At 43.0% G+C, this 19,209-nt stretch carries 16 protein-coding genes; 2 read left to right on the plus strand and 14 right to left on the minus strand.

The annotated features are described in order from the left end of the window. The first annotated feature begins 180 nt into the window (after positions 1 to 180). On the plus strand, positions 181 to 1,428 hold the full coding sequence (gene codA / locus C1X04_RS12235; protein WP_137170076.1) for a cytosine deaminase: 1,248 nt from the start codon (positions 181 to 183) through the stop codon (positions 1,426 to 1,428). A 314-nt stretch (positions 1,429 to 1,742) separates the two neighbouring features. Next, on the plus strand, positions 1,743 to 3,680 hold the full coding sequence (locus tag C1X04_RS12240; protein WP_254682258.1) for a methyl-accepting chemotaxis protein: 1,938 nt from the start codon (positions 1,743 to 1,745) through the stop codon (positions 3,678 to 3,680). Positions 3,681 to 3,749: 69 nt separating this feature from the next. On the opposite strand, the gene C1X04_RS12245 is transcribed toward C1X04_RS12240, so the two are convergent. From C1X04_RS12245 to C1X04_RS12310, 14 genes are all read right to left on the minus strand, one after another. Continuing rightward, positions 3,750 to 4,169, minus strand: a complete 420-nt coding sequence (locus C1X04_RS12245; protein WP_137170078.1) for a hypothetical protein — start codon at positions 4,167 to 4,169, stop codon at positions 3,750 to 3,752. Positions 4,170 to 4,294: 125 nt separating this feature from the next. Beyond that, positions 4,295 to 5,263: a D-2-hydroxyacid dehydrogenase family protein gene (locus C1X04_RS12250; protein WP_137170079.1), complete on the minus strand. Its 969-nt coding sequence runs from the start codon at positions 5,261 to 5,263 to the stop codon at positions 4,295 to 4,297. A gap of 207 nt (positions 5,264 to 5,470) precedes the next feature. After that, positions 5,471 to 6,646 carry an acetyl-CoA C-acyltransferase FadA gene (gene fadA, locus C1X04_RS12255; protein ID WP_110573709.1) on the minus strand — a complete coding sequence of 392 codons (1,176 nt, stop codon included), beginning with the start codon at positions 6,644 to 6,646 and terminating at the stop codon, positions 5,471 to 5,473. 27 nt (positions 6,647 to 6,673) lie between these two features. Beyond that, complete coding sequence (gene fadB, locus C1X04_RS12260) at positions 6,674 to 8,824, minus strand: fatty acid oxidation complex subunit alpha FadB (RefSeq protein WP_110573711.1); 2,151 nt, start codon at positions 8,822 to 8,824, stop codon at positions 6,674 to 6,676. Positions 8,825 to 8,944: 120 nt separating this feature from the next. Further along, entirely contained in the window at positions 8,945 to 9,874 is a 930-nt protein-coding gene (locus C1X04_RS12265) for an electron transfer flavoprotein subunit alpha/FixB family protein (RefSeq protein ID WP_137170080.1), read from the minus strand. Beyond that, positions 9,871 to 10,623 carry an electron transfer flavoprotein subunit beta/FixA family protein gene (locus tag C1X04_RS12270; RefSeq protein WP_110573715.1) on the minus strand — a complete coding sequence of 251 codons (753 nt, stop codon included), beginning with the start codon at positions 10,621 to 10,623 and terminating at the stop codon, positions 9,871 to 9,873. Before C1X04_RS12270 ends, C1X04_RS12265 begins: the two co-directional genes overlap by 4 nt. Positions 10,624 to 11,046: 423 nt before the next feature. Further along, on the minus strand, positions 11,047 to 11,799 hold the full coding sequence (locus C1X04_RS12275) for an enoyl-CoA hydratase-related protein (RefSeq protein ID WP_137170081.1): 753 nt from the start codon (positions 11,797 to 11,799) through the stop codon (positions 11,047 to 11,049). Further along, positions 11,799 to 12,359: a DUF2889 domain-containing protein gene (locus C1X04_RS12280; protein ID WP_137170082.1), complete on the minus strand. Its 561-nt coding sequence runs from the start codon at positions 12,357 to 12,359 to the stop codon at positions 11,799 to 11,801. The genes C1X04_RS12275 and C1X04_RS12280 overlap by 1 nt, the downstream gene beginning before the upstream one ends. A 37-nt stretch (positions 12,360 to 12,396) precedes the next feature. Beyond that, the gene (locus C1X04_RS12285; protein WP_137170083.1) at positions 12,397 to 14,091 is read right to left on the minus strand and encodes an AMP-binding protein; all 1,695 of its coding nucleotides are present in this window, start codon (positions 14,089 to 14,091) and stop codon (positions 12,397 to 12,399) included. Between the two features lie 103 nt (positions 14,092 to 14,194). After that, the gene (locus tag C1X04_RS12290) at positions 14,195 to 14,509 is read right to left on the minus strand and encodes an SCP2 sterol-binding domain-containing protein (RefSeq protein WP_110573723.1); all 315 of its coding nucleotides are present in this window, start codon (positions 14,507 to 14,509) and stop codon (positions 14,195 to 14,197) included. A gap of 80 nt (positions 14,510 to 14,589) precedes the next feature. Next, complete coding sequence (locus tag C1X04_RS12295; protein WP_110573725.1) at positions 14,590 to 16,395, minus strand: acyl-CoA dehydrogenase C-terminal domain-containing protein; 1,806 nt, start codon at positions 16,393 to 16,395, stop codon at positions 14,590 to 14,592. Between the two features lie 211 nt (positions 16,396 to 16,606). Continuing rightward, a complete protein-coding gene (locus C1X04_RS12300) occupies positions 16,607 to 17,644 on the minus strand; it encodes a GTP-binding protein (protein ID WP_137170084.1) in 1,038 nt (345 codons plus the stop codon). Positions 17,645 to 17,678: 34 nt separating this feature from the next. Continuing rightward, positions 17,679 to 18,431 carry a YdiY family protein gene (locus C1X04_RS12305; RefSeq protein ID WP_110573729.1) on the minus strand — a complete coding sequence of 251 codons (753 nt, stop codon included), beginning with the start codon at positions 18,429 to 18,431 and terminating at the stop codon, positions 17,679 to 17,681. A gap of 228 nt (positions 18,432 to 18,659) precedes the next feature. Further along, the gene (locus C1X04_RS12310) at positions 18,660 to 19,190 is read right to left on the minus strand and encodes an RNA methyltransferase (protein WP_110573731.1); all 531 of its coding nucleotides are present in this window, start codon (positions 19,188 to 19,190) and stop codon (positions 18,660 to 18,662) included. Positions 19,191 to 19,209: the final 19 nt, after the last annotated feature.

The raw sequence follows: 19,209 nt of genomic DNA on the forward strand, positions 1-19,209 counted from the left end.
TAGTTATAAACTTAAAAATAGTAAGTAACTAATAAATAAAAACTAAGGAGATAATAGTCTAGACCATCATCTGCAGCCTAATTTATAGCTGAGGAATACAATTTACCCATAACAATAACAGCTTAAATGGGTAATATTACAACTTATCTTCTTTGCACTAAGTAATCACTGAGGCCTTTTATGCACATCATTAATGCCCGCTTACGCCAGCGTCCAGAACTCTTTTCTATTCATATTGATCAGGGCCAGTTCAGTAAAATTGAAACTCAACAGGACACATTAGTAGCATCAGGAGATACCATCGACGCTAGTGGAAATCTAGTCTGTGCGCCTTTTGTTGAGCCACATATTCATCTGGATGCAGCATTAACAGCAGGTGAACCAGAATGGAATCAAAGCGGTACTTTATTCGAAGGTATTGAACGCTGGAGCCAACGTAAGCCAATGCTAAACAAAGCCGATATACGTCGCCGAGCGTTATCAACTATTGAGCTTCTGGTGCAAAACGGGGTGCAGGCGATTCGAACTCATGCAGATACGACCGACCCGACCTTGATAGGCGTTCGTACTCTTTGTGAGATTCGTGATGAGCTAAAAGACAAAATCGATTTGCAAGTGGTTGCCTTTCCCCAAGATGGCATGCTGTCGTACCCAAATGGTCTAAAGCTAATGGAAGAAGCGTTAGAGATTGGCGCCGATGTGGTCGGTGGTATTCCTCATTTTGAATACACTCGTGAATTGGGAGAGAAGTCCGTCAAAATCATCATTGAGCTGGCGAAAAAATACGACCGCTTGGTTGATGTGCATTGTGATGAAATCGATGATCCAAATTCTCGCTTCTTAGAGTTCTTGGCTTTTGAGGCCCTATTCCATGATATGGGATCAAAAGTCACAGCAAGCCATACAACAGCCATGCACTCTTACGACAACGCCTACTGTTCGAAGCTTTTTAGATTATTGAAGAACTCCGGCATTAACTTTATCTCTTGCCCAACCGAAAGCATTCACTTGCAGGGGCGTTTTGATACCTACCCGAAACGCCGAGGCGTAACGAGAGTCAAAGAATTACGTGAAGCCGACATTAACGTCTGTCTAGGGCAAGACTCGATCTTCGACCCTTGGTATTCACTGGGTAATGGCAAGCTGCTTAGAACCTTAGATTACGCCATGCACATCTGCCAAATGATGGGTTACCAAGACTACGCCCGCGCTCTGGACATGATCACAGACAACAGCGCCAAAACCATGTGCTTACAAGGTTATGGTATTGAAGTGGGTAATGCCGCAAACTTTATTTTACTGGAAGGACATGACGATTACAGTGTACTGCGCCGTCAAGGTGAGGTATTACTTTCTGTGCGCCATGGCAATGTTATTATGGAACGCAAACCGTCTGAGGTAATCACTCAACCTTGGCTTACAGAGTAAAAGTGCGTCATTAATTAAAAAAATCAATCAAATTGAAAATAGGTGGCAAAGGCCTTCATAGCCACCTATTTTACTTCATTCAAACTTTTTTCAGCCTAAAAAACCATAATGAATAAATATGTTCATTTAGTTCAAAAAGTAACCATTATTTTTTTGCGCTAATCAACTTCCTTTCCTAGACTTCAATCATCTTAAGGATTGATAAAGGATTACAAATGCGCATCCACTCTATTCGAATCAAGATGATGCTCCCCATCGTCTTTCTTTCCATTATTCTAATATCTCTTTTTGTTTTTATGATGCTAATGAGTAGCATGCAAAAAAATAATATGAAGCAGCAAGCAGAGCATTATTTTGAGGCGATCTCAGAGGTATTAAACGCAGATAGAGATATTTACCAAGCCAGATTAGCTCAGGAAAAAATGCTTGATGGTGAAGGCCCAAAAGAAACAGACGAAGCAGATTTTAGAGAGAACGCCCAACAAGTATTTGATCGCTTTCAACTATACAAACAATATCTGGAAAATGAGCCAAAAGACCTCCTCACGCCTTTCGAGTCATTCAACACACTTTACAATGAATGGCTAAATTCAAGTGAAAAACTCATTTCAACCTCCAAAGGCAGCATGCAATTTTCAGAGAAGATGATGAGTTTAGATAAAAAATTCGCCGTTATTCGTAATATGCTTGATGAAGCAGGCGAACGATTAAGAGAGCACATTCAAGATTCGAAAGATGAAATTGACTCAGCCGAAGAACTTAATACTTATGTAGAAGCGATAACAGAAGTATTAAATGCAGACAGAGACTTGTATCAAGCACGCTTAGCCCAACAAAAAATCGTCAACCATGTTGGAAATAGTAAAGAAAATAAAGATGAGTTTAATATAAATGCGAGCCAGGCTTTAGAAAGATTTAGAGCCTACCGTGGACATCTAGTGGATGAACCACAATTAACACAAGCTTATAGCAAGTTTGATGTATTATTTGATGAATGGTTTCAAGAAAGTCTTGTTCATTTAGATTCACCTGAAGCTCAAATTTCTAACAAACTCCCTCAAGAGATTATTGATGCAGACACAAAATTCGAGGCAATTCGTAGCCTACTAGATAGCGCAGGAAACGCTGTAAGAAAGCACTCTAGAGAAATAGAAGCTAAGAACGCAAAAGCGATTTCCAATAACCAAAGAATTGCCATGATAATTACCGCTATTGCTTTTGTCATTGCATTGCTACTTGGTTACTTTATCCCTCTAAAAATAACCAAAAACGTTGAAAATATGGCCCTACGCATACGCGAAATTGCGGAAGGTGACGGTGATTTAACACAACGAATCGACTCTACATCTAAAGATGAACTCGGAGATTTAGCCAAAGAGTTTGATGGCTTTGTAGAACAACTTCGCTCAATCATTAGCAACATTCATAAACAATCATCCGCTCTTGGCAGCATGACGACCGAATTAAAAAACGCCTCAGACACGACCAACAACATTACTCATGCGCTAGTGAATGCCTCAACCTCTATGATAAGCGCAGGGCAAGAAATGAATATAGCAAACCAACAAATGGCAGAAGTAGCAAAAGACACAGAAACAGAAGCCACAACGTCTAGCCAATTAACAGCAAAAGGAATTCAAGCTGTAAATACTTCCCATACCGCCATCTCTAGCCTTATTAGTGATATTGAGGAATCCTTAAAACGAGCCGATCAGCTTGAAAAAAGCTCAGAAAATATTTCATCCGTTCTTGAAGTCATTAGAAACATTGCTGAACAAACCAACTTGCTTGCATTAAACGCCGCCATTGAAGCAGCGCGAGCAGGCGAACAAGGTCGAGGATTTGCGGTTGTTGCCGATGAAGTTCGAACCCTAGCAACACGTACTCAAAACAGCACTGATGAAATAGAAACTATTATCGAACAACTTAAAATGAACGTGAAAGAATCTTCTATTGCGACTCAAAATAGCCGCAGTAATGCAGACCACACTGCATCAAACTTTGAACAAGTAATCAGCATATTTGACTCGCTGAATACATCATTCGAAAAAGTACAACAAATGGCTTCAAAAACAGCGCAAGCGACACTTGAACAGGCCGCATTATCAGACGGCATTAACCAAAGCCTTGTCCAACTAAAGGAACAAACAGATGGTGTTAAAGATGTCTCTGCTCTAATAAAAACACAGTCCACACAGATAACAGATTTGTATAAAACCCTTAACAGTGAAGTTGGTAATTTTAAAGTCTAGCGCGAGAGTAGATAAGATACTAAATCGCCTCTTGCTCTTTAATTCCCCTTAAAGAGCAAGACGGTAAACCTATTTCTCTATTGGACAGTTTTCCATACCGACACGATAAGTCGAGACAGAGCCCATCCCAGAAAATTTACGGAACGCGTTAAAAGCGTCGTAGCTAGGTTTGTAGCTCACAGTATAATTCATGTTTATTTGCGAGCCATAATTACCGCAACAGTTAGGGCTTACAGATGCATCTTGGCTGATGACTTGAAAGCCTTCTAGATTATTGTCTTTACCAAAAGCAATTAACTCCTCGGTTTTTGCTTTATAGATTGCGCCAACATCTACATCCGCATTAGGCTGAAGATTTTCCATATAAGAAAAAGACGTTATATCTTTGACATCGCATACAGGTTCTTCAGAAACATCTTGAGCAACGAGCAAGTTAGAAAAAAGTACAGCTGGCACGGCTAACAGCAGCGCTGATGGAAGAGCTTTCATATGAAACATCCTATGTGATTTAAAATATCCATTGAAGTCATGATGACTCATGACTTCAGTTGATTAAAAACATTTGCCGAACAGGCTAATGACAGCTTAGATAATAGCATTAATCGAACTTAACTTTATGAAGTAGCGACCAAATTTTCTGCTTTAACATTGGCAAAAGCCACAACATTTTCAAACGCAATCTTGAAGTAAAGCTCGTAACTGGCTTTTTCAACATAACCAATATGCGGAGTGCAAAGCACATTTGGTAAAGACAACAAAGGTTCATTTTCTAACGTGGCAGGCTCACTTTCAAATACGTCGACAGCCGCTCGTTTACTCGGGTTAGCCAGCATTTCTGCATACAAGGCACCGCTTTCAATTAGTTCTGCTCGGCTGGTATTTACTAACAAAGAGTCAGACTTCATCAAAGCCAAATCCGCCTGCGTCACAATGCCTTTAGTTGCCTCATTGAGTCGCAAATGCAAGGTAATAATATCTGCCGTTTGAAAGAAAGCCGCTTTCGATTCAGCAGCAAGGAAACCATGCTCCTTAGCCAAGGATCTTGAGCTTTCACTTCCCCATACAAGCACTTTCATTCCAAAGGCATTCGCGTATTGCGCGATACGTTGACCTATTTTGCCATACCCCCAAATCCCCAGAACAGACCCGTTTAATACTCGTCCCAATCCCAAGGAGCCAGACTGCTGCCAATGACCTTGTGAAAACTGAGAAACATATTCGGGAATATGTCGACTTGCCGACATAATCAAACCCCAACATAACTCAGACGGAGCAACCGGTGAACCAATACCTTCTGCCACAGCCACACCGTATTTGTGGCACAGCTTGACATCAATGTGATTGCTAATCTTCCCTGTTTGACTAATCAGTTTCAAATTAGGCAAGTTAGCCAGCAACTCTTCAGAAATGACCGTACGTTCACGTATCAAAACCAACGCATCGAAATCTTTTAAATTGGCAACCAAATCACTGACGCTAAGAAAGGTTTCATTAAAAACATGCACATCATGGCCTTTTAAAACATCAAAACATGCCAAGTCTTTAACGCTATTTTGATAATCATCTAATATTGCTACTTTCACAAAACATTCCTCGTTCAGTCACACGAAACCGCTTGGTTATTGGCACTTATCATCAACCAGTATCGTACAAAACACCAGAGCAAAAAAAGCCCCGCACATGGCGGGGCTAAAGACAGAAATTACCATTTCAGACTAATTAAAGCCCTTCCTCGACGTCATGAATGAAGCCGAGACGAGGCAAAACAGACAAGCACAATAGTCGTCTATTTATACGCGCTCAAAGACAGTCGCAATACCCTGCCCCATACCAATACACATGGTAGCAAGGCCAACCGTCGCGTCTTTATCACGCATTACATTTAGCAATGTCGTTGAGATACGTGTACCTGAACAGCCAAGCGGATGACCAAGAGCAATCGCACCACCATTCAAGTTCACTTTATCATCGACAAGATCTAGTAGACCCAAATCTTTCAGTACAGGGATAGACTGGGCTGCAAATGCCTCGTTTAGCTCAACGACCTCAATATCATCGATCGTCAAACCTGCACGCTTCAATGCTTTCTTAGTTGCAGGTACCGGTCCATAACCCATAATCGCAGGATCACAACCCGCTACCGCCATGCTACGCACTTTAGCGATTGGCGTTAAACCCAGTTCTTCGGCTTTCTTCGCAGACATCATCAACATGGCCGATGCACCATCCGACAAAGCCGAAGACGTACCCGCTGTTACTGTACCAACTTTTGGCATGAAAACAGGCTTCAACCCTGCCAAAGATTCCATAGAGGTTTCAGGGCGAATGACTTCATCCACTTCCACTAGGATCTTATTGCCATCCGCATCGTGCCCTTCAATTGATACGATTTCATTATTAAAACGACCTTGCAAAGTCGCTTCATGAGCAAGACGATGTGAACGCACGGCAAAGGCATCTTGGTCTTCTCGGCTCACGCCATGCATTTTGCCTAGCATTTCCGCTGTCACCCCCATCATCATGGAGGCTTTCGCCATATGTTTAGACAATGCAGGGTTAACATCTACGCCGTGCATCATATTGACGTGTCCCATGTGCTCGACACCACCAACAACAAACACATCTCCTTGGCCTGTCATAATAGCCTGAGCTGCCGTATGGATCGCAGACATAGACGAACCACATAGACGGTTAACGGTTTGTGCCGCCGTGGTTATTGGTAAACCAGCCAACAAAGACACAGCACGGGCCATGTTAAAGCCTTGCTCTAGTGTTTGGTTTACACACCCCCAGATCAAGTCTTCTACGTCTTTTTGATCCACATTCGGATTACGCTTAAACAACTCTTTTACCAATGCTGCTGATAAATTTTCGGCTCGCACATTACGAAAGACACCGTTTTTCGTTTTACCCATTGGTGAGCGAACAGCGTCGATAATGACGACATCATTTGGATTCAGTTTCATGGAAATTCTCCTCTAGCCTATGGGAAATTATGCGCCGTAATAAGTGTCGTTGTTCTTCGCCATTTCACGCATTTTTGCGGTTGGCTCGTACAACTTACCTAAGTGGCTGTATTTGTCTGCAAGGTCACAAAATGCCTGCAGTCCCATTTGGTCTAAGTAGTGCAAAGCACCACCAAGGTATGGAGGGAAACCAATACCGTAAATCAATCCCATATCCGCTTCTGCAGCAGAAGAAACAATGTTTTCTTCTAAACAGCGAACCGTTTCAATGCATAAAGGAATCATCATTCGAGCGACAATATCGTCTTCTGTTAACTCAGAATTAGACGTGATAACAGGTGCTAGCAAATCGTTAATTTCGGCATCAAAAATCTTCTTCGGTTTGCCTTTGCGATCTGCCTCGTAGGTATAAAAACCTTTACCATTTTTCTGACCAAAACGTTCTAGCTCGAACAAGCGATCTACTGCATTTTTGCCTTCATGCTTCATGCGATCAGGGAAACCTTCCGCCATTACTTGATCCGCATGGAATGCCGTATCAACACCCACCACGTCAAGCAAATACGCAGGCCCCATCGGCCAGCCAAATTTCTCCATGGTCTTATCAACCACTTGGAAATCCGCCCCTTCCTGCATCATCAAAGAAAAACCAGCGAAATAAGGAAACAATACACGGTTTACTAAGAATCCAGGACAGTCATTTACCACAACAGGTGTTTTACCCATGGCTTGGGCATAAGCAACGGTTTTAGCGATAGCCGCATCACTAGTTTTCTCGCCGCGAATAACTTCTACTAAAGGCATACGATGTACTGGGTTAAAAAAGTGCATACCACAGAAGTTTTCTGGGCGTTTCAAATCTTTTGCCAATTCCGTAATGGAGATCGTTGACGTGTTAGAAGTCAAAATAGCGTCATCGGCGATTTTACTTTCTACTTCAGCCAATACTGACTTCTTGATTTTGACATTTTCAACAACCGCTTCAACCACAAGGTCAACGTGTTCAAATTCGCCATAACTCAGCGCAGGAACAATTGCGTTCATCGCTTTAAACGCTTTTTCAGTCGTTAAACGTCCGCGCTCTACTTGACCATTGAAAAGTTTATTCGCTTCACTCAAGCCTAGTTCTAGGGCTTCTGGGCGAATGTCTTTCATGATAATCGGCGTACCTTTGGAGGCTGATTGATAGGCAACACCACCACCCATAATGCCCGCACCCAATACAGCGGCTTGCTTAACAGGCGTCGCACCTTTCGAGTATTTACCCGCTGTCTTCTTAATTTGTTGATCACTTAGGAATAAGTTAACCAAGGATTTCGCCACTGGACCTTTAGCTAGCTTTACAAAGCCTTTGATTTCAGTATCAAGGGCCTTTTCCATCTCTTGGCTAATGCCTTTTTCAATGGTCTTAATCGCTGCCATTGGCGCAGGATAATGTTTACCCGCTTTCGCTCCGACAACACCACGAACGGATTCAAAGACCATCATTTTTTCAATAGGAGTGAATACCATTGGCGCGCGTAATTCATTACGACGTGCATGATAATCCAGCTTGCCATCCATCACTTGTTGAATGAGGTGACGAGCCGATTCATTCACTTTATCTGCTGCAACCACGGCATCGACAGCACCATCTTTAAAAGCATCTTCACTGCGCTTCTGGGCACCACCACAAATCCACTCACAGGCATTGTCTGCACCGATTAAACGAGGAAGACGAACTGTACCGCCCCAGCCTGGATAGATGCCTAGCTGAGTTTCTGGCAAACCAATTTTTGCTGTCGTCGCCATAACACGATAATCACAGGCCAAGGCCAACTCCATACCGCCACCAAGTGCAATGCCGTTAATAGCCGCAACTGTCGGGCAACATAAGTTAGAAATGTCGTTAAAGATATTATGAGCATGACGAAGTTTATCGGTTAAATCCTCTTCTTCGAGTTTGAACCAAGAAGTAAATTCCGTAATGTCTGCGCCGACGACAAACACGTCTTTTGCGCTGGCAAAAATAACGCCTTGCAAATCATCAATATGTTTAAGGGCATTAACGGCTTCAGCCAATTCATTCAAGGTTAGACTGTTGAATTTATTAACCGACTCACCGACCAAGTCCAGAGTGACAGTTGCCACGCCGGCATCATCGGCTGCAACCTTGATTGCTTGTCCTTCGAAAATCATGCTGGTCTCCAATTATTTTTATTATGATGACGGTGGTTTTTTTCCCATCGTCACCTGATATTTACACGCTGTTTTTGCTTCTTTTTCAAGCAATACAAACAAACTAGTTTCTACGAACTGTTATAGGCTTTTTTCTAGCTCAGGCACGGCATCGAACAAGTCGGCCACTAAGCCATAATCCGCAACTTGGAAAATTGGCGCCTCTTCATCTTTGTTGATGGCAACAATCACCTTAGAATCTTTCATGCCAGCCAAATGTTGGATCGCACCAGAGATGCCAACCGCGATGTACAGATCTGGCGCAACCGTTTTACCCGTTTGGCCTACTTGTAAATCATTCGGTACATAGCCTGCATCCACCGCCGCACGTGAAGCACCAATAGCTGCACCCAGCTTGTCTGCAATCCCTTCCAATAACTTGAAGTTATCGCCGTTGCCCATCCCTCGACCACCAGAGATAATCACATTCGCTGCGGTCAATTCAGGTCGATCGGATTCAGCCAATTGCTCTTTCACAAAACGGCTACGATCCGATGCAATTACTTGCGAAAGCACCTGACGCTCAGCACTACCGCCCGTACTCGCAGCGGCATCAAAACCCGTAGCTCGAACGGTCAATACTTTGACAGCATCCGTTGTTTTTACCGTCGCAATAGCATTGCCCGCGTAAATTGGACGAACAAACGTATCTGCAGATTCAACTTTGATCACGTCAGAGAGCTGAGCTACGTTCAATAATGCAGCCACACGCGGTAACGTATTTTTGCCTGTTGTTGTTGCTGGAGCCAAAATATGTTCATAGCCGTCAGCAACCTCAACGATTAATTTAGAAACATTTTCAGCCAACTGATGTTCATAGGCGGCATTATCAGCAACTAACACTTTAGTTACCCCAGCCACTTGTGATGCTTGCTCAACAACGGTTTGACATTCAAAACCAGCAACCAATAAATGCACGTCCGCGTTAATTTGTGTGGCTGCGGTTACCGTGTTTAACGTCGCAGGCTTTAGAGATTTATTATCGTGTTCTGCAATGATTAAAACGCTCATGACACCACCTTCGCTTCGTTTTTAAGTTTGTCTACTAATTCAGCAACAGAGCCAACTTTAATACCACCAGCACGCTGCGGTGGTGGTGTAACAGAAACGATGCTGACATTAGAACCCACTTCCACACCTAGGTCGGCAGGTGTTTTAACATCCAATGGTTTCTTCTTCGCTTTCATAATATTTGGCAAAGAAGCAAAACGCGGTTCGTTTAGACGAAGGTCTGTCGTAACAACCGCTGGCAAGGTAATCGCTAGAGTTTGCAGACCACCATCAATTTCACGAGTAACTTGAGCTTCCCCGTTTTCAATCACAACTTCTGAGGCAAATGTTGCTTGAGGATAATCCAGTAGCGCGGCCACCATTTGACCCGTCTGATTATTATCAGAATCGATCGCTTGCTTACCCATAATCACCAAGTCCGCAGCTTCTTCTTGTGCCACTTTAGCGATAAGTTTTGCAACCGATAACGAATCCAAACCATCTTCGGCTTCAACTTGAATCGCGCGGTCAGCACCAAGCGCCATCGCTGTGCGCAATGTTTCTTGGCAAGATTTTGAACCAACAGACACAACCACGACTTCAGATGCCACCCCTTTTTCTTTTAGGCGTATAGCTTCTTCCACAGCGATTTCACAGAAAGGGTTCATGGACATTTTGACGTTGGTAAGATCGACCGCTGATTGGTCGGGTTTGACGCGAACTTTGACGTTGTAGTCTATGACTCGCTTTACAGATACTAAGATTTTCATAAGCCCCTCGTATTTATTTTTCGATCCTGTTTGATGCATTCAACCAAGGATATTTATTTGGCCGAGATCATGCAGATATTCCTTATCAATAGAACTCTTTATTTAACCTCTATAGTAGTTTGAGAATGCTTTTCATCAATAACAAAAAAGCGCCAGTTAACTGACAAAAATAATCACACATTAATCCGTTAAAGCATAGAGGTTTCAAAAAACAACAGTAACAGACAAGATGCTTCTTGAGTTTAGTATGAATTGGAAAAAAGATTGAAAGTAAAAAGGGACAAAAAAGAGGAGCAGATATGAAAGAGTAACAAGGCGCTGATTAAGAAGTATAGGACCACTATGTTAACAATGAAAATGACCTCCCCTAGGGCAAGGTCACCTTCTGCCTGTTAGTGGCTTCTCTTAAGACAACAAAAAATGCTATTTATTACGGGACAAAAATGCCATGAAAGCTTGATGCGCTTCAGTTGAACGCAACCGGTCTTTGAAAATTCTTCCCTCACGCATCAAAGCCATTTGTACATCGTCTTGGGCTCTGTACTTCAATAAGTCTTTACTCAAAGCCACCGCCTCGACAGGCAACCCTGCCACTTTATTGGCGTAATGTAGAGCAACGCGATATGCCTCACCCTCTTCACAAAGGTGATTAACCAAACCCATTTCATGAGCTTGTGTCGCATCCACCACTTCTCCAAGTATCAATATTTCAAAGGCTCTTTGATGACCTGCCAATAAAGGCAATAAATGGCTCGATGCTGCTTCTGGTACCAAGCCCAGTTGCACAAAAGGAAACTGCAATCGCGCTTCACGGGAGGCAAGCACCAAATCACAATGCAGTAACATAGTCGCACCAACGCCTACTGCTCTGCCTTCTACACCTGCGATGAGCGGTTTTTTATAACTGGTCAATACCTGCAAGAAAGCCATAATCGCTTCCATTTTCTCAGGTGTTTGAGCAATCTGCACAAATTCATTAATGTCGTTACCCGACGAAAAATCATTCCCTGCACCGTGGATCAAGGTGGCTTTTATTTCCGGGTTTGCTTCTGCGCGGCGCAAGGCGTTAGTTAACGCCTGATACATAGCCAAGGTAATCGCATTTTTCTTTTCGACTCGATTGAAACACAGAATCTGCACACCAGACTCAATATTTTCAGTAACAAAATCACTCATTACTGACTCTCCTTTGAAGGTAAATGCAATACTTGCTCTTCGACTAATTTACGTACCATAGGGCCATCTTCTGACCAACCATGACAACTGTTAACTAACTTGGTAAGCGTTGCGGGGACATGCTGAGGGTATTTTTTTCCCAAAGGCTGCCACATGGTTTGAAAAGCAGTGGTTGCGACTACAGGTAATAATTCCAATACATGGGTGCAACCTACTTTCCCACTAAAAGTCTGCTTTATCCAACGGCTCCACCCAGCCTTTATACGAGTTCCTTTCAAAGCTTCGAAGCTGGGTGCGGCACCACCGCAACTGGGAAAGGGAAAAGAATCCATTGAAACAGACACCTCTTTAATTAAAAAGGTGTCGTCTACCGTTAAACAAACCGTAATATCATGGAAAGGGCTGCCTTCTGGCACCAAAGTCCCATCAAATTCACGGTTAACATCATACGGCTTGATATCTTGCATCGTCGCTTCGATGTCCCACAAACCATCATCTCGTAAATAGCCATAGGACTCGATGGTGCGGCGATGCATTAACTTGCGCTTATCCGGCGGCATGCTGCACTCCTACTTTAGTGATCTGCCTAACCAAAGGTTAGGCTTGTTCTTCACGTAAAGCACGACGCAACACTTTACCCACATTGGTTTTCGGTAGTTCTTTACGTACTTCAAAGAACTTAGGCACTTTATAAGCGGCTAAATTTTCCTTACAGTAAAGGCGCAGTTCTTTGGTATCCAATGACTCAACATTGGCTCTCAAAACAACAAAGGCTTTAACCGCTTCACCGGTCTTATCATCCGGCACACCAATGGCTGCCGATTCCAAAATATCTGGGTACGAAGATAGGCAATCTTCTACTTCTGTAGGGTAAACATTAAACCCAGAAACAATAATCATGTCTTTAGCACGGTCTACTATCTGCAAGTAGCCATCAGGGTGCTGCATCGCAATATCGCCCGTGATTAAAAAGCCGTCTTCCGTCATCACGTCACGAGTCGCTTCTTCTCGGTTCCAATACCCTTTCATTACCTGAGGGCCACGCACACACAACATGCCAGCTTCACCTTGTGGCAAAGCTTCACCTTCTGTGTTTTGAATCTTGATATCGGTTTCAGCTACAGCAAGTCCAATGGTACCAATGCGCTCTTTGCCAATCGGGTTAAAAGAAACAACTGGGGATGTCTCTGTTAAACCATAACCTTCTACTACTTGGCAGCCGGTTACCTTTTTCCACTCATCTGCAGCGGCATGAGTTAGCGGCATACCACCTGAACAGGTTAATTTAAGACTGGAGAAATCAAGCTCTTTAAAGCCAGCATTGTTACATAGACCAACAAACAATGTGTTTAATCCAACAAAGCCTGTGAAGCGCCATTTTTTAAGCTCTTTCACGAAGCCTGGCAGATCCCTTGGGTTTGGAATCAATACGCTGTGTGCGCCTTTTTCTAATAAGGTCAAACCATGAATGAGAAAGGCATAAATATGGTACAGAGGAAGCGGAGCAATATAGAGCTCAGTTCGTTCACCCACAATAGAGCCCAGTCTTGAACCCAACTGGTACATATTGGAGATTAGATTTGCATGAGTCAGCATGGCTCCTTTTGCCACACCGGTTGTTCCGCCAGTATATTGTAAGACAGCAATCTGCTCCGACGACACTGATACTTTAGAGACCGATTTACCTTTTCCTTTTGCCAGTACATCATTCAACATAAGAGCATTAGGAATATGGTAATCAGGCACCATTTTCTTCACATACTTAACAATAGAGTTAACAAGTAAGCGTTTTACAGGAGAATGGAAGTCAGCGATTTCGGTAATAATCACATGTTTTATAGAGGTTTTTGCCAGTATTTTACCGACGTTGTGCGCCATATTTGCAAACACGACCAGCGCTTTTACACCCGCATCATTAAACTGATGCTCCAGCTCTTTCGGTGTATAGAGTGGATTCGTATTTACTACAATCAAACCTGCTTTCATTGCACCAAACAGCACAACTGGGTATTGAATAACATTAGGAAGTTGAACGGCGATTCGATCGCCTGGGACTAAATCGGTTTCATGTTGAAGATAAGCCGCAAATTGATCGGACTTTTCATTCAATTCACCATAAGTGATGGTTCTACCCACACTGGTAAAAGCAGGTAAGTCAGCATATTTTTTCGATGCTAACGCAAGAACATCAGTTAAAGACTCATAACCATTGGGGTTAAGCGATTCGGGTAAGTAGCTGCCTGGCGCTTTTCCAATATTTACGTTGCTATTAGAAGAAGTATCCATTGTCATAAAAAGCTCCATTTGTTTTTTTTATTTAGGAGTTGGGAAGTAACAAAAGCCCAACCGCACAGATGGCAGTTGAGCTTTAAAGCGGTCGCTAAACTTAATCGCCCTATTGCGGGAAGATTTGAGTCAGCTTAGTCGCCAGCATAATGTCACCATCAGCTCGGATTTTACCTTGCATAAACGCTGCCATGCCATCTAATTCCCCACTCATAACGTCTTTGAGAGTGGCTAGATCCATACTCAATGTTACCGTCGGATCGTCATGCTCACCTTCTCCCATCGAGCATTTACCGTCCTCGATACTTAAGTGATAGCTGTCAGCATCATCTAAGTCAAATTGAAACACCGCTTCCATATCATCGGCTTCGTCCGCATCGAAACGCTCTAGCATAGCCTCAAAAACTGCTTTTGCTTCACTCATAATATCAACCTCTTCAATCTTTCAAAAACTTTCTTATCCATGCACTTAAAAAATGCATGGATGGTTATTTATTACGCTAATTAGGCATTCAGGAATAAGAAGTTATCTTCTTCCATTGCCAACAAATTATCAGCACCTGACAACATCGCTTCTGCATGGGCGCGAGTACGTGGCAACAAGCGATCGTAGTAGAAAGTCGCTGTTTGCAGTTTGGCCGTATAAAAACCAACTTCGTCTGTACCTTCGTCCAATTTATTTTGTGCGGTAACCGCCATACGTGCCCAGAAATAAGCCAATACAACATAGCCTGAGAACATTAGGTAATCGACGGATGCTGCACCTACTTCATCTTTGTTACGCATGGCTTTCATGCCGATCTTCATCGTTACATCGCCCCATTCGCCGTTTAATTTATCGAGCGCTGTGATGTACGATTTAACGCGTTTATCGCCTTTGTGTTCTTTACAGAATTTGTGAATGATTTTGGTAAAGCGACGCAGTGTTGCACCTTGAGTCATTAATACTTTACGACCTAAAAGGTCCAATGCTTGAATCCCTGTTGTTCCCTCATACAACATAGAAATACGACAATCACGGACGTTCTGCTCCATGCCCCACTCGGCAATAAAGCCATGACCACCAAACACCTGAAGACCATGGTTTGCCGCTTCAAAACCGGTTTCTGTTAAAAACGCTTTGGCAATAGGAGTCAGCAACGACATAAGCTCGTCGGCTTCAGCTTTTTCATCCGCTGTGCCTCTTTTCATAGTATCTACAAGCATAGAACAATAATGAATCAGAGCACGACCACCTTCCGCAAAAGCTTTTTGGGTCAGTAGCATACGGCGTACGTCAGGGTGAACAATAATAGGGTCCGCTGCTTTTTCTGGTGCTTTTGGCCCAGATAAAGCACGCATTTGCAGACGGTCTTTAGCGTAAGCAACAGAATTTTGTAACGCCCACTCTGCATGCGCCAAACCTTGTAACGCTGTACCAAGACGAGCGGCGTTCATGAAAGTGAACATGCAATTTAAGCCACGGTTAGGCTCGCCAATTAGAAAGCCTTTCGCACCATCAAAATTCATGACGCAAGTCGCGTTACCATGAATACCCATTTTGTGTTCAATAGAACCACAAGACACTTGGTTGCGATCTGCCACTTCTCCAGCGTCGTCAACATTGTGTTTTGGCACAATGAACAGGGAAATACCTTTCGTGCCAGCAGGGGCGTCAGGCAAGCGAGCCAATACGATATGGACAATATTGTCAGCCATATCGTGTTCACCTGCGGAGATAAAGATTTTAGTACCTGTAATGGCGTAGCTACCGTCATCTTGTGGCTCTGCTTTGGTTTTCAACATACCAAGATCAGTACCACAATGAGGTTCAGTCAGACACATGGTGCCTGTCCACTCACCAGAAACAAGTTTTGTTAAGTAGGTTTGTTTTTGCTCATCCGTACCATGTAGCTCGATGGTATTCATCGCGCCATGGCTTAATCCTGGGTACATGCCCCACGACCAGTTTGATGTGGCGATCATTTCTGTCACCATCATACCAAGAGAATCTGGTAAACCTTGTCCACCGACTTCTTCAGGATGAGACAACGAAGGCCAGCCACCTTCAACATACTGCTGATAGGCTTCTTTAAAACCTTCAGGTGTTGTTACAACACCATCTTTAAACTGACAACCTTGTTGATCACCAACACGGTTTAGAGGAGAAAGCACTCGCTCGGCAAATTTAGCACCCTCTTCAAGAATCGCTGCCACCATATCCGGCGTCGCTTCTTCGGCACCGGGCAATTTTGCGTAGTGTCCATGAAAGTCGAGAACTTCTTCTGTGACGAATTTAATGTCGCGTAACGGAGCTTTATATTCAGGCATGGCCTATGACCTCTTATTGTTTTTATCCATCTGTCCCAATTGGAACCTCTTATGTTAGAAAGGTTCCTCTATAAGAGACATTCTCTCAATAACAAAAGGTGCCAAAGTTAATGACAAAATAAACCAAGACCGCATTTATTTGTTTCAAACTGAGTTTTTTTTGAGTAAAGGCAATCAATAAGGCGAACCTAAAAAAAACAGCATCATGACGCTAAATTAACGCCTCACAGCTTAGTTTTACCTGATCAGGCCATTTTTCATCAATACTACCGATTACTTCCATCTTACTAACTTCCCGCCACGGGGCGACAGTCGAGACAACTTCGCCACGCGCAACATTGACAAAAACAGCCTCATGCGAATTGAGGGCAAACACACCTTTCACTCGGTAAACACCCTCTTGCAATGCAATTAGACGAATCATCGACAACAGCGTTTCACTGTCAGTGTATTCACCAAGGGCCCAATGCCAACCCAAAACCTGCATAGAATCTTGTTGTTTTTGATAGTAATGGCGTCCGCTAAAATTCAGCGCTTTTTTTGTTTCTTTGTCTAAATCGGAACTAGGCAAATGACTCTGGCTTAAACCTCTACCGCGTATATAAGAGTGATTGGTAAAACGGGGGGAAGTCACAACGTCCTTTAAACCAACATCTAACTTTTCAGCCTCTAATTCCATTGGATCAGATTGAAAAACCACAGGGAGCGATGATGACACAAACAAATGACTTAAATATTGATCTACAGCATCAAAATCCTGCGACTGATAACGGTCCACATGACTTAATACAACGCCATGTGCAGACTCGATTTGATCTTTAAAAATAGCGTGTTTGGTATAACGTTCATCATGAAGAGTGCGAGCATCTAGGACGCAAAATACGCCACTAAGCAACAACACATCACGATAAATATCACCGCGCAGTTGTTGAATGATTTGCTTAGGATGACCAAGGCCGGACGGCTCGATAAAAATACGGTCAGGGTTATGTTGGCGAATTAATTGGTTCAACCCCTGCTGAAACGCAGCCGACGTTGTGCAACACACACAACCACCAGCCACCTCTGTAATGGCAACGCCTAAGTCCGAGTAAAATGCCCCATCTAAGCCAATGTCACCGAACTCGTTTACCAGTACAGCCCATCGCTCATTAATTGGTGACTGCTCTAGCAAATGACGAATTAACGTCGTTTTACCTGCGCCTAAAAACCCCGTTACCAATGTAACTTTTATTCCTTGATAACGCATGTGCTGACAATCTCAATTGTTTGTAGGAATGACACTAGAAAGAATAAGAGAAAATAACACTTGCGATGCCATCAGTCTTCTTTTTGTCTTCTAATGCGATGCTATTATGGGTAAGGCTATAAACGGCTTTCATTTGCAGGTTATCCCTAAGTTTTACATTAAAAGAGGTTTCAGATTTAGACGTAGAGTTTTTATCACTCTCTAGAGCGGTATCGGTACTTATGCCCTGTTGAAACGTCACATTAGGGTTAATTTCATATTCATATTGAAGCTCAATATGAATAATCGCATTTTTTTCCTCTTCCCCTGCATCTGTTTGACTAAACGAGTAACCTGGCCCAGCGCTGTAATCTAAAAAAGAAGACTCATCCTCATATATTCGGCCGGAATAACCAACTGACAAGGTGTTTTGATACTCGTAGCCACTAAACCTATCATCAGTGTAAGAACCATAAACAAACACCGAACTATTCTCCTTGGCTAGTTTATAGTCACTCTGGGCAGACAAAAACGTTTTATGGGCCGTTGTTTGGGTCTCTTCATCGTCATTATTTTTTCCGCGTTTATATAAAACGTCTGCTTGGTATTTTGCTTTCCACTCTCTAAAATCTTGTTTTATTGTTGCTTTAGTCTTCAAAGCAGTACTTTGCATATTGCCAGTCGTGGAGATAAGCCCTAATTCAAGCTCTAGGCTTAAGGGCTCTAGCGGTACAGATGACTTCTCAGCGTAACTTAATGTCGCGAAGCAAGCCCCAAAGGCAAGTACCACAATTCTCAAAGGCTTCATCTGGATGCATTCCCTCTATCTCATCAAACAAATTTCATTCTGGCGACAAAGAAACCGTACGGAAGGTCTTAATTGTTAAAATAGACTTTTACCTTCTTTCCAAATAACGCCATTAGATTGAAATGATATTTTTGCATTGATAGCAGACCATCACAGTCAACTTACTGTTAACTATATGAAAAATATTGGATAAGAAAACGACCAAACAAACATGCTGACACAACGCATTCAAATGCTATTGCGAACCTTTACATTGTTATTCACGTCTTTGCTTTGACGGATAAGCTCATCTCCTGCATCTGCACGGTCAGATTTCGCCAAGCGATCATAGAGTAATACATTGACTGAAGCGGCAAGATTCATACAGCCAATAGTGGGAACAAAGACCACATAGTCAGCGCGGTCGACGACTTTCTGATCAATAGTCCCATCTTCTGGCCCAAAGATGTACAACGCTTTTTCAGGGTGTATGAAGTGTGGCAAGGGCGTTGCGCCTTGAATTAAATCAACGCACACAATCTTGGTTCCTTCCTCTACCGCCTCTATCATGGTTGTCACACCAAGTGATTCAATATTTATTAACGGAATAGAAGACGACGCTTTTTTGGTGTCGGTGGACATTTTCGAAGCACGATCATAACGTTGGCCCGAGTACAAAACTTGGTTGACCTGATAACAACCAGCGGCTCTCATAACAGAACCAACATTGGAAATACTTTTAGGATTGGTTAGCCCTATAGACACGAACTCTTTTTTCATCGAAGATTTACTACACTAG

This window comes from Marinomonas sp. FW-1 (genome assembly GCF_005222245.1).
Classification (GTDB): Bacteria; Pseudomonadota; Gammaproteobacteria; order Pseudomonadales; family Marinomonadaceae; genus Marinomonas; species Marinomonas alcarazii.